The organism is Enterococcus sp. AAFC-DPL-5146, from assembly GCF_058216635.1.
The window spans coordinates 1,746,992-1,759,512 of sequence record NZ_CM177103.1; the positions used below are offsets into that span (position 1 = coordinate 1,746,992).

The window sequence follows — 12,521 nt, forward strand, 5'->3', positions numbered from 1 at the left end:
TTCCTTCTAGGTTTTTTCTACGTACTTATTCGTACTCTTCTTCTGTTGCAAAGTACTGATTTTGGATAGATACAACAATCAAACCAATCAGAACCATAAATGCTGCAAAGTAAAATGTAACGCTAGAATTCCATATTTCTGCCAATTTTCCAGCTACAAAAGGTGCAATTCCCCCACCAAAAAATCGAATAAAACTATAAGAAGAAGATGCTACACTTCTTTCAATACCAGGTATTTCCATTGCAATAGTTGTTAACAAGGTATTAATTAACCCTTGAAAGAAGCCAGCCATAACTACTCCTAATGCGACTAAAGCTGGTGATTGTGCATTGAATCCGATAAAACTCAAACATGCTAAGAAAAAGAACAAAGCAAGTAAGATCGTTCGATAGGTATTGATTTTCTTTTCCAAAATGGGAGCTATAAATACAGAAGATACTGCCAATAATGCACCCCATCCAAAAAAGACAAAACCTACTTGCATTTCAGAAAAACCTTCAAGTAAAAATGGAGCATAAGCCAACAATGTAAAAAAACCAAAATTATACAATAAAGCAATAATTCCGATTGAACGTAACTTATGATTACTTAACGCTTTTATTCCTGCAAAAAGAGAGACTTTTTTCTTTGGTTTAGCAATTGGTGACAACAAAAAGCCAATCGCAAATGTCGCAACAAGCATCAAAGTAGCCACACCAAAAAATGGCAAACGCCAAGATTGACTACCTAAAACTCCCCCTAGTAAAGGACCTATAGCCATTCCCAATCCCATTGATGCTTCATACATAATAATCGCTTTTTCAGTTTGACCAGCTAAAACTCCAACAATTGCTGACAAAGCAGTAGAAATAAACAACGCATTCCCCAAGCCCCAACCAGCACGTAAATAAATAAGTCCGTTAATTGTTTCAGAAAAACCAGCTAAACATGAAAATAAAATAATAATAATAAGTCCAACGATTAGCGTTTTCTTTGCACCAATCCGACTAGAAATAAAACCAGTAAATAACATCATCACACCTGTTACTAACATATAACTTGTAAATAAAAGTGTCGTTTGCGCAGGGGTTGCATCCAATTGATGTGCAATTGTTTTTAAAATAGGGTCAACAAGCCCAATTCCCATAAATGCAATCATACAAGTAAAAGCGACTGCATATGCTGATTTTAGTCCCCCTTTATCATAATTCACTTCTTCTAAATAGTTCGTTTCTTCCATTTCTCTACCTTCTTTCTCTATAAAAATACTATAAAAACAAAAACATGTCAATATTTACATGTAATATTTTACAACGAAACTATTTTTATATGTTATAATAAAAAATAAGTAGATTCAACAATTATAAGGAGACTTTTTTACTATGAATACTCTTAGTTATATTTTGCTTTGCATGCTAGTTAGAAAACCTTGTACAGGTTATGAATTAAAGCAATATCTGGCTCTTTTTTGGGAAGCTCATCACAGCCAAATTTATACTTCTTTAGCTAAACTTTTAAAAGAAAAATATGTCTCAGTCGAAAACGATGACAAACATTCACAAAAAAAAATCTATCATTTAACAGAAAAAGGAAAGAAAGTTGTCAATAGTTGGATTCAAGAAGAAACGAAAGAACCTTCTCAAAAAGACGAATTCCTAGCCAAGATGTACGTAGCATCAATTTTAGATAAAGATACTGTCAAAGGTCTACTCTTTGAAAGAAAGCAACACCAACTTAAAATTCTCAAAAAAAATCAAGAAAAACAAGCCCAAATCGATCAATTAACTGATCCTGAAGAACAACAAAAAAACTTTGGACGTTTTCTTGTTATCCAAAGAAAAATACGTATGTGTGAAGAAGAATTACGTTGGTGCCAATGGGCTGAAGAACAAGTTGATGATATGTTTTCTTTTGAACTTTACTAGGACACAACATCATTCATTTCTTCTATAGAAAAAGTATTCATTAAATATAAATTACTAAAAAAATCAACGAATCATTAGAAACGTTGATCTTTTTTAGTAATTTAGTTGTTTAAACAATTAAATTTAAGATTAAAGCACCAATCAATCCAACAACTGAGATAATAGACTCTAAAACAGTCCAAGTAGCGAACGTTTCTTTAATAGATAGATTGAAGTATTCCTTAAACATCCAAAAACCAGCATCGTTTACATGAGAAGCAATCAAACTCCCTGCTCCTGTTGCAATTACCATCAATGCTGGATTCGTTCCCGTAGTAGCCATTAATGGTGCAGCCAGACCAGCAGCTGTTAATGCTGCTACTGTAGCAGATCCCAAACAAATTCTTAATACTGCAGCAATCACCCAGCCTAAAATCAAAGGTGACAGCGTTGAATTAACGAATAATTGTGCCACATAATCTCCCACACCACCATCAATTAGTACTTGTTTAAAAGCGCCCCCGCCTCCAATAATCAATAGCATCATGGCAATTTGTTTAATTGCTTCTTCAGCTGATTTCATAACTTGCGGCATAGTTTGTTTACGCCGAATACCCATAGTATAAATTGCGAATAATAAAGATAATAGCATTGCCATACCAGGCGTTCCAATAAAAGCAACAACTTGATCAATCATTTTGCAATAATCTTGTTGTTCGAATAAAAATAGGCAATAATTCACGATAAATTGGAACAGGTCTTCCAAATGTTCAGAAGTTAGCATCCTTTGAATGTCTTCGTCGCTTATTTATTCTAAATGCTGATATTGATTCATCCTACATCTCCTTTTGATTTATCACATGAATGAAAAACGATTCTACTGGCCTAGATATGCACTATTTTAATGAGCTGATTGATAGCCATAAATAGTGAAAACACTACGCTCTTCTTCATAAGGAATATATTTTTTTAATATTAGATTTTTCAATTTCTATATCCATTAGCTGTTAAACAAGCCCAATTATTCTCATCTATCCGATTTCCTTCTGGATTTAATCTAAACCACTCTACTAGCTTATCAAAATTTTCTCTACGTTCTTCTGATAGTGATAAATAATACATTTTCTTTGCTTGATTAAACTGTTCTTGCGTTCCAAATCGATAAAAAAAGTTGGCACTTAACCGAAGTGTATTATTCTCAGTTTGATGTTGTAAAAACTTATCTAAATTAGTTGAAAATTCTTTGATTAGTGGAACAAACTCCTTCATTATAAAGCAATACATGCTTTTATAATTCTCTAAAAAAGTCTCTTTAGGAAACAACTCATACTGTTTCAATCCTGTCTCATAATAATATTCCTTGACACCAATACATAGTTTTTCTTTTCTGCTAACAATTCCACATCTAAGCCATACATCTGTTGATACACCTGATTGGTTATATCTATTTGATTGCATTTGTAAATAAAAAACAAATGTTTTCGTTTTCATTTCAAGTGAATTGCGACTTTTTATATACTTAAAGTTAAAAACAGTAGCCTTTAAGTGTTCTGAAAGAGTAAAACAAAGAAATTCAACAATTTCTTTTGGAGCTGAATGCTCATTAAAAGGATACTCATCATTCATATTTGTTACACTCTTTTCTTTTTTTAAAATAATTTTATTTCCAGCCTTATTATGTGTTTTCCGTCTCAATTTATCTAATCATCTATGTCCAATTCTTTTATCAGCAGCTCTTAAAATATTGATTAATCCCCAGTAATCATTTTTAAAAGTCGTTGTCAATAACTCGCTTTTAGGGTATCAATGTATTGTCTTATGAGTGCTGAGATAGCTGAAATATCAGTATTATATGGATAATAAGTATCTTTTCCAGACAAATTTTTTATATCTCCAAATTCATCTATAAAGTCTTTTGGATAATTCCAAATAATCTCATCATCTAAAGTAATAAAATATCTTGGTAAATCTGTACATCCATATCTAGAATTCATTCTTTATTTTGAACAGTAAATTTGAAAATTGATAGACATATCCGTAAGTTTATACACTTTTTTTTATAGCTTACTCCATTTCAAAATGTACTTCTCCGATTCTTATAATAATATGTATCCTATTTTCAAAATTTATTATTTAATAATTCCAGTATACTATATATCATAATACAAGTATGTTTTCTAATTCAAAAGCCACTTAAAAAAGTTACTGCGGGACAAGCTTATTTTGGAAGCAAAAAAAAATATCAACGAATCGTTAGAAACGTTGATATACTAGTATACCGGCGGCCGGGGTCGAACCGGCACGCCCTCGCGGGCACTGGATTTTGAGTCCAGCGCGTCTGCCAATTCCGCCACGCCGGCATGAAATAATTTTGCAAGGCGGTAACCGGATTTGAACCGGTGATGAAGGTTTTGCAGACCTCTGCCTTACCACTTGGCTATACCGCCATATTACAATTTAAATAATCTCAAAAGAGAACTGGGGTAGCTGGATTCGAACCAACGCATGACAGGATCAAAACCTGTTGCCTTACCGCTTGGCGATACCCCAAAAATTAAAACTAAGGGCGACTGATGGGGATCGAACCCACGCGTGGCGGAACCACAATCCGCTGTGTTAACCACTTCACCACAATCGCCATAAAACATATGATAAAAAACTAAAACTAAGGGCGACTGATGGGGATCGAACCCACGCATGGCGGAACCACAATCCGCTGTGTTAACCACTTCACCACAATCGCCATAAATTAAATTGTAACAGGGATAGTAGGAATCGAACCCACAATGACGGTTTTGGAGACCGTAGTTATACCGTTTAACTATATCCCTGTGTAATGGAGGAAAGTGGATTCGAACCACTGAACCCTAAGGAACGGATTTACAGTCCGTCGCGTTTAGCCACTTCGCTATTCCTCCAAATGGCGCAAGACAGAATCGAACTGCCGACACACGGAGCTTCAATCCGTTGCTCTACCAACTGAGCTACTGCGCCAAAAACTATAAAACGGTCTGGACGGGACTCGAACCCGCGACCTCCTGCGTGACAGGCAGGCATTCTAACCAGCTGAACTACCAAACCGTAATTTAATGGAGGTTGACGGGATCGAACCGCCGACCCCCTGCTTGTAAGGCAGGTGCTCTCCCAGCTGAGCTAAACCTCCAAAAAATATAAATGACCCGTACGGGAATCGAACCCGTGATACCGCCGTGAAAGGGCGGTGTCTTAACCGCTTGACCAACGGGCCAATATGACTTAATACGGAGAGTAAGGGATTCGAACCCTTGAGACAGTGTTCACCGTCTACATGATTTCCAATCATGCTCCTTCGGCCTCTCGGACAACTCTCCAGAGTTAAAAGAAGCAAAACATTACTCATAAATCCTATATTAAGGAACTCCGGCAGTAGGACTCGAACCTACGACATCATGATTAACAGTCATGCGCTACTACCAACTGAGCTATGCCGGAATAACAACTAGCGTGGCGACGTCCTACTCTCACAAAGGGAAACCCTTCACTACAATCGGCGCTAAGAAGCTTAACTTCTGTGTTCGGCATGGGAACAGGTGTATCCTTCTCGCTATCGCCACCACACTGGGTGTTGTTACTATTAAGTTGAGTGATTATTCACTCAAAACTGGATTGAAGTAGTAATCAAAGCTTCCGAAAAACTTTTTTATTTCGTTTCTTTGGTTAAGTCCTCGACCGATTAGTATTGGTCCGCTCCGTACATCACTGCACTTCCACTTCCAACCTATCTACCTGATCATCTCTCAGGGGTCTTACTTTCTTAAAGAAATGGGAAATCTCATCTTGAGGTGGGCTTCACACTTAGATGCTTTCAGCGTTTATCCCTTCCCTACATAGCTACCCAGCAATGCCCTTGGCAGAACAACTGGTACACCAGCGGTAAGTCCATCCCGGTCCTCTCGTACTAAGGACAGCTCCTCTCAAATTTCCAACGCCCGCGACGGATAGGGACCGAACTGTCTCACGACGTTCTGAACCCAGCTCGCGTGCCGCTTTAATGGGCGAACAGCCCAACCCTTGGGACCGACTACAGCCCCAGGATGCGACGAGCCGACATCGAGGTGCCAAACCTCCCCGTCGATGTGGACTCTTGGGGGAGATAAGCCTGTTATCCCCAGGGTAGCTTTTATCCGTTGAGCGATGGCCCTTCCATGCGGAACCACCGGATCACTAAGCCCGACTTTCGTCCCTGCTCGACTTGTAAGTCTCGCAGTCAAGCTCCCTTCTGCCTTTACACTCTGCGAATGATTTCCAACCATTCTGAGGGAACCTTTGGGCGCCTCCGTTACCTTTTAGGAGGCGACCGCCCCAGTCAAACTGCCCACCTGACACTGTCTCCCACCGCGATAAGCGGTGCGGGTTAGAGGGTTCATAACACAAGGGTAGTATCCCACCAGCGCCTCCACCGAAACTAGCGTTCCGGGTTCATCGGCTCCTACCTATCCTGTACATGTGGTACAAACACTCAATATCAAGCTACAGTAAAGCTCCATGGGGTCTTTCCGTCCTGTCGCGGGTAACCTGCATCTTCACAGGTACTAAAATTTCACCGAGTCTCTCGTTGAGACAGTGCCCAAATCGTTACGCCTTTCGTGCGGGTCGGAACTTACCCGACAAGGAATTTCGCTACCTTAGGACCGTTATAGTTACGGCCGCCGTTTACTGGGGCTTCAATTCTGAGCTTCGCCGAAGCTAACCCATCCTCTTAACCTTCCAGCACCGGGCAGGCGTCAGCCCCTATACGTCATCTTTCGATTTTGCAGAGACCTGTGTTTTTGATAAACAGTCGCTTGGGCCTATTCACTGCGGCTGACCGAAGTCAGCACCCCTTCTCCCGAAGTTACGGGGTCATTTTGCCGAGTTCCTTAACGAGAGTTCGCTCGCTCACCTTAGGATACTCTCCTCGACTACCTGTGTCGGTTTACGGTACGGGCAGTTGTTTTCTCACTAGAAGCTTTTCTTGACAGTGTGACATCAGGAACTTCGGTACTATTATTTCCCTCCCCATCACAGCTTGTCCGTACAGAGTAAAGCATTTGACTCTACTCAAGACTTACTGCTTGGACATGCACTTCCAGTCGCATGCATTCCTTAGCCTCCTGCGTCCCTCCATTGCTCAAACAAAAACAACTGGTACAGGAATATCAACCTGTTGTCCATCGCCTACGCCTATCGGCCTCGGCTTAGGTCCCGACTAACCCTGGGCGGACGAGCCTTCCCCAGGAAACCTTAGTCATACGGTGGACGGGATTCTCACCCGTCTTTCGCTACTCATACCGGCATTCTCACTTCTAAGCGCTCCAGCCGTCCTCACGATCGACCTTCAACGCCCTTAGAACGCTCTCCTACCATTACACCAGAGGTGTAATCCACAGCTTCGGTAAACTATTTAGCCCCGGTACATTTTCGGCGCAGGGTCACTCGACTAGTGAGCTATTACGCACTCTTTAAATGGTGGCTGCTTCTGAGCCAACATCCTAGTTGTCTGTGCAACCCCACATCCTTTTCCACTTAATAGTTATTTTGGGACCTTAGCTGGTGGTCTGGGCTGTTTCCCTTTCGACTACGGATCTTATCACTCGCAGTCTGACTCCCGGATATAAATGAATGGCATTCGGAGTTTATCTGAATTCGGTAACCCGAGATGGGCCCCTAGTCCAAACAGTGCTCTACCTCCATCATTCTTAATTCCGAGGCTAGCCCTAAAGCTATTTCGGAGAGAACCAGCTATCTCCAAGTTCGTTTGGAATTTCTCCGCTACCCACAGCTCATCCCCGCACTTTTCAACGTACGTGGGTTCGGTCCTCCAGTGCGTTTTACCACACCTTCAACCTGGCCATGGGTAGATCACATGGTTTCGGGTCTACGACTACATACTCATTCGCCCTATTCAGACTCGCTTTCGCTGCGGCTCCGTCTCTTCAACTTAACCTCGCATGCAATCGTAACTCGCCGGTTCATTCTACAAAAGGCACGCCATCACCCATTAACGGGCTTTGACTTGTTGTAGGCACACGGTTTCAGGATCTATTTCACTCCCCTTCCGGGGTGCTTTTCACCTTTCCCTCACGGTACTGGTTCACTATCGGTCATTAGGGAGTATTTAGCCTTGCGGGATGGTCCCCGCGGATTCCGACGGAATTTCTCGTGTTCCGCCGTACTCAGGATCCTCCTAGGTGTTGCCAACATTTCGTCTACGGGGCTATTACCCTCTTTAGCGGACCTTTCCAAGTCCTTCGACTATCTTGACAGACTACCACAACGGAGTCCTACAACCCCAACAAGCAAGCTTGTTGGTTTGGGCTCTTCCCGTTTCGCTCGCCGCTACTCAGGGAATCGAATTTTCTTTCTCTTCCTGCAGGTACTTAGATGTTTCAGTTCTCTGCGTCTACCTCTAACCAGCTATGTATTCACTGGAAAGTAACATCCTATAAAAGATGCTGGGTTTCCCCATTCGGAAATCTCTGGATCATAGCTCACTTACAGCTCCCCAAAGCATATCGGTGTTAGTCCCGTCCTTCATCGGCTCCTAATGCCAAGGCATCCACCGTGCGCCCTTATTCACTTAACCTTACGATCTTACGATCGGTTTTGTTTGGTTCGTTTCTCTAGCGATAGAGGCGTCACCAATAAAATAAGCTTCGAACAATTTTAATTAAAAAACTCATTCAACGCGGTGTTCTCGGTTTGTTTTGATTACTTTTTTACTTCAATATCCAGTTTTCAATGAACAATATTTTAGTAACCAATGGTTACTAATGGAGCCTAGCGGGATCGAACCGCTGACCTCCTGCGTGCAAAGCAGGCGCTCTCCCAGCTGAGCTAAGGCCCCGTATTACGTATTAAAATTGAGAGTAAACCTCTCAAAACTGAACAAAGTATCGACGAATGTGTAAGTTTCCGTAATATTCCTTAGAAAGGAGGTGATCCAGCCGCACCTTCCGATACGGCTACCTTGTTACGACTTCACCCCAATCATCTATCCCACCTTAGGCGGCTGGCTCCACAAGGGTTACCTCACCGACTTCGGGTGTTACAAACTTTCGTGGTGTGACGGGCGGTGTGTACAAGGCCCGGGAACGTATTCACCGCGGCGTGCTGATCCGCGATTACTAGCGATTCCGGCTTCATGTAGGCGAGTTGCAGCCTACAATCCGAACTGAGAGAAGCTTTAAGAGATTTGCATGACCTCGCGGCCTAGCGACTCGTTGTACTTCCCATTGTAGCACGTGTGTAGCCCAGGTCATAAGGGGCATGATGATTTGACGTCATCCCCACCTTCCTCCGGTTTGTCACCGGCAGTCTCGCTAGAGTGCCCAACTGAATGATGGCAACTAACAATAAGGGTTGCGCTCGTTGCGGGACTTAACCCAACATCTCACGACACGAGCTGACGACAACCATGCACCACCTGTCACTTTGTCCCCGAAGGGAAAGCTCTATCTCTAGAGTGGTCAAAGGATGTCAAGACCTGGTAAGGTTCTTCGCGTTGCTTCGAATTAAACCACATGCTCCACCGCTTGTGCGGGCCCCCGTCAATTCCTTTGAGTTTCAACCTTGCGGTCGTACTCCCCAGGCGGAGTGCTTAATGCGTTAGCTGCAGCACTGAAGGGCGGAAACCCTCCAACACTTAGCACTCATCGTTTACGGCGTGGACTACCAGGGTATCTAATCCTGTTTGCTCCCCACGCTTTCGAGCCTCAGCGTCAGTTACAGACCAGAGAGTCGCCTTCGCCACTGGTGTTCCTCCATATATCTACGCATTTCACCGCTACACATGGAATTCCACTCTCCTCTTCTGCACTCAAGTCTCCCAGTTTCCAATGACCCTCCCCGGTTGAGCCGGGGGCTTTCACATCAGACTTAAGAAACCGCCTGCGCTCGCTTTACGCCCAATAAATCCGGACAACGCTTGCCACCTACGTATTACCGCGGCTGCTGGCACGTAGTTAGCCGTGGCTTTCTGGTTAGATACCGTCAAGGTAAGAGCAGTTACTCTCCTACTTGTTCTTCTCTAACAACAGAGTTTTACGATCCGAAAACCTTCTTCACTCACGCGGCGTTGCTCGGTCAGACTTTCGTCCATTGCCGAAGATTCCCTACTGCTGCCTCCCGTAGGAGTCTGGGCCGTGTCTCAGTCCCAGTGTGGCCGATCACCCTCTCAGGTCGGCTATGCATCATGGCCTTGGTGAGCCGTTACCTCACCAACTAGCTAATGCACCGCGGGTCCATCCATCAGTGACACCCGAAAGCGTCTTTCAAATCAACACCATGCGGTGTCGACTATTATGCGGTATTAGCACCTGTTTCCAAGTGTTATCCCCCTCTGATGGGTAGGTTACCCACGTGTTACTCACCCGTCCGCCACTCCTCTTTTCAAATGAGTGCAAGCACTCGGTAGAAAAGAAGCGTTCGACTTGCATGTATTAGGCACGCCGCCAGCGTTCGTCCTGAGCCAGGATCAAACTCTCATAATAAAAGTTGAACACAATCCGAAGATTGTTAAGCTCATTTGGTTGCTAGCATATTGCTTCGCTTTTGTTAAAAATTGTTGTTTGTTTTTACCGTTGTAAAAACAACCTACACATTTGGTTCGTCTTACTTTGTTCAGTTTTCAAAGGTCTACTTTGTTACCTCGCAGCAACTTTTATATCATATCAAATCGACGATTTGATGTCAACACTTTTTTTCAAAAGTTTCAAAGTTTTTTTCTGCTTGTTGTTGCCGAGTCTTCCTTGACAACTTCATTAGTTTATCAGGTTGTTTGTTATTTGTCAACAACTTTCTTCCTGATTTTTCAAGATGTTTTAGTTGTTTTTGAATTAACAACTTTGTTATTCTATCATGCTCAGCATTCTTTCGTCAAGAGTAAAAAAAATGTTTTTCACTGCTTGAGATGAATCAAATACTATCACGAGAACATGTATAAATATAACAATACTTATCATAAAAAGCAACTAGAAAATGCCTATTTTCAATTCTTTTTTCACTTAGCGAACAAACACGATGAACTTCATTTGAGCATTCGCTTTTTCTGTAACATTACTTTCATATATAAATAGATCATTCGTTAAAAAAAGAGCAGAGGTTTTTGGCCCCTACTCTAATGCTTTACTTTTATCTACTATAGGAATGAATATCCTAAATATCGTCCCTTGATGAACGACACTTTCTGCGTCAATTCTACCCTTATAGTTTTCAACTAACTGTCTAGCAATCGATAATCCTAATCCATTTCCACCCTTATTTCGAGCTCTAGCCTTATCAACTCGGTAAAAACGATTAAATATCTTATCTAAATCTTCTTCTGGGATTCCCTCCCCAAAGTCTTGAATCGCAATTTCAAACTCACTTAAGGTTTTAGATATAGAAATATGAACTTCTTTACGCGTTGTTGAATACTTCACTGCATTATCTAAAATAATAATCAAAAGTTGTTCAAAGTGATTTCGATAAATCCCCAGTGTCACTTCTTCAAACAAGTCGTCATCTAAAGTAATAACAAAGTCTGGATATAAAATTCTAAAATTATTAAACACTTGGTAAACCACTTGCTTCGCATTTGATGTACGATTTGAATATTGAATGTCTACTTGTTCGGCACGAGATAGGTCCAGCATTTCTTGAACAAGACTCTTCATTCTAACAATTTCTTGTAGACTAGCTTCTAGAGATTCGTCCAACACTTCCGGATCTTCTTTGCCCCAACGGTTCAGTAAATTCAAGTGTCCTTCAATGATTGCAACAGGCGTTCGTAATTCATGGGAAACATCTTCCACAAATTGTTCTTGTTGCTCAATATACCGTCTCATACGATCTAGCATTTCATTGAAAATTTCAGCAAGGTCTGCTAACTCATCATTTGAGTGGATATCCGGCATATGAATGTCTGATTGTGGATCTTTTCTGATGGTGTCCATCGTATCTCTTAAAACTTTCAATGGTTTCAAGAAATATGAAGATAAAATAAAGCCTAATATGCTACTTAAAATCAATGAAATAATCTCCAAAACTATCAATGTTACCAGTAATCGATTTCGAATATCATAAAATGAAGATAGTTCATAAAAAGCTTGAATATACCCTATCTTCTCTCTATTTTCTTTTGAGTAAACAGGTTGAATGATTAAAAAACCTGTCTTATCATCCAAGGTTTTGATCTCTGCTTCTTGTTTCTCTTTTTTTTGCAATTTACTTTGTACCTTTTGTGTTTCAAATACCAATGTGCCTTGTGTGTTGTATACAGATAAGAACAATGCTGGTTGACCTAGTTCAGAAAGCATACTATCCATTTCCATCAATGAACCTTCTACAGATACTTTTTTACTATTCAACTCATTCTCATCAACACTAGGTGATTTTAATTTTTCATACACCTCAGTTACCGTCAAATTCTCTTCTATATTAGATAATCGATTACCAACTTCAGCAATTGTTCTTTCAGCGTTTTCACGTTCTTTTTCAACTATAAGATTAACAGAAGATTTATATGTAATCACAGCAAAGATTGTGAATACAACAAATATGAAGAAAGAACTTGCAGAAGCCCACTTGATTGTCAAAGAAGGCCCCTTCAGTTCTTTTTTTGCTGCTTTTTTCATTTTT

At 41.2% G+C, this 12,521-nt stretch carries 4 protein-coding genes, 14 tRNA genes, 3 rRNA genes and 1 pseudogene; 1 reads left to right on the forward strand and 21 read right to left on the reverse strand.

Features of this window, described 5'->3' with window-relative positions:
• Positions 1-25: 25 nt before the first annotated feature.
• Positions 26-1,219 carry an MFS transporter gene (locus AC4BB2_RS07900; RefSeq protein WP_490472417.1) on the reverse strand — a complete coding sequence of 398 codons (1,194 nt, stop codon included), beginning with the start codon at positions 1,217-1,219 and terminating at the stop codon, positions 26-28.
• A 142-nt stretch (positions 1,220-1,361) separates the two neighbouring features.
• Between AC4BB2_RS07900 and AC4BB2_RS07905 the strand changes: the two genes are divergently transcribed.
• On the forward strand, positions 1,362-1,904 hold the full coding sequence (locus AC4BB2_RS07905; protein WP_490472418.1) for a PadR family transcriptional regulator: 543 nt from the start codon (positions 1,362-1,364) through the stop codon (positions 1,902-1,904).
• Between the two features lie 109 nt (positions 1,905-2,013).
• Here the strand turns inward: AC4BB2_RS07905 and AC4BB2_RS07910 are convergent.
• The 20 genes and pseudogenes from AC4BB2_RS07910 to AC4BB2_RS08005 form a co-directional block, all read right to left on the reverse strand.
• Positions 2,014-2,577 (reverse strand): annotated as a pseudogene (locus AC4BB2_RS07910) (GntT/GntP/DsdX family permease); the annotation flags it as partial.
• Positions 2,578-2,867: 290 nt separating this feature from the next.
• On the reverse strand, positions 2,868-3,509 hold the full coding sequence (locus tag AC4BB2_RS07915; RefSeq protein ID WP_490472419.1) for a hypothetical protein: 642 nt from the start codon (positions 3,507-3,509) through the stop codon (positions 2,868-2,870).
• 650 nt (positions 3,510-4,159) lie between these two features.
• Positions 4,160-4,243 (reverse strand) — tRNA-Leu (locus AC4BB2_RS07920).
• 16 nt (positions 4,244-4,259) lie between these two features.
• Positions 4,260-4,330 (reverse strand) — tRNA-Cys (locus AC4BB2_RS07925).
• Between the two features lie 31 nt (positions 4,331-4,361).
• Positions 4,362-4,433 (reverse strand) — tRNA-Gln (locus tag AC4BB2_RS07930).
• A gap of 15 nt (positions 4,434-4,448) precedes the next feature.
• Positions 4,449-4,521: transfer RNA gene (locus tag AC4BB2_RS07935), tRNA-His, on the reverse strand.
• Positions 4,522-4,553: 32 nt separating this feature from the next.
• Positions 4,554-4,626 (reverse strand) — tRNA-His (locus AC4BB2_RS07940).
• A 17-nt stretch (positions 4,627-4,643) separates the two neighbouring features.
• Positions 4,644-4,714: transfer RNA gene (locus AC4BB2_RS07945), tRNA-Trp, on the reverse strand.
• Positions 4,715-4,720: 6 nt separating this feature from the next.
• Positions 4,721-4,801: transfer RNA gene (locus AC4BB2_RS07950), tRNA-Tyr, on the reverse strand.
• A 3-nt stretch (positions 4,802-4,804) separates the two neighbouring features.
• Positions 4,805-4,877: transfer RNA gene (locus AC4BB2_RS07955), tRNA-Phe, on the reverse strand.
• 13 nt (positions 4,878-4,890) lie between these two features.
• A tRNA-Asp gene (locus AC4BB2_RS07960) sits at positions 4,891-4,964 on the reverse strand.
• Positions 4,965-4,973: 9 nt separating this feature from the next.
• Positions 4,974-5,046: transfer RNA gene (locus AC4BB2_RS07965), tRNA-Val, on the reverse strand.
• A gap of 12 nt (positions 5,047-5,058) precedes the next feature.
• A tRNA-Glu gene (locus tag AC4BB2_RS07970) sits at positions 5,059-5,130 on the reverse strand.
• A gap of 14 nt (positions 5,131-5,144) precedes the next feature.
• Positions 5,145-5,233, reverse strand: a tRNA-Ser gene (locus AC4BB2_RS07975).
• 47 nt (positions 5,234-5,280) lie between these two features.
• A tRNA-Asn gene (locus AC4BB2_RS07980) sits at positions 5,281-5,354 on the reverse strand.
• A 10-nt stretch (positions 5,355-5,364) separates the two neighbouring features.
• Positions 5,365-5,480 (reverse strand): 5S ribosomal RNA (gene rrf, locus AC4BB2_RS07985).
• 95 nt (positions 5,481-5,575) lie between these two features.
• Positions 5,576-8,487, reverse strand: a 23S ribosomal RNA gene (locus tag AC4BB2_RS07990).
• A gap of 188 nt (positions 8,488-8,675) precedes the next feature.
• Positions 8,676-8,748: transfer RNA gene (locus AC4BB2_RS07995), tRNA-Ala, on the reverse strand.
• Positions 8,749-8,832: 84 nt separating this feature from the next.
• Positions 8,833-10,393: ribosomal RNA gene (locus AC4BB2_RS08000) — 16S ribosomal RNA — on the reverse strand.
• Together the 16S, 23S and 5S rRNA genes with 14 tRNA genes alongside form the textbook arrangement of a ribosomal RNA operon.
• Before the next feature lie 621 nt (positions 10,394-11,014).
• Positions 11,015-12,517 (reverse strand): HAMP domain-containing sensor histidine kinase, encoded by a 1,503-nt coding sequence (locus AC4BB2_RS08005; protein WP_490472420.1) that lies wholly within the window; start codon positions 12,515-12,517, stop codon positions 11,015-11,017.
• Between the last annotated feature and the right edge of the window lie 4 nt (positions 12,518-12,521).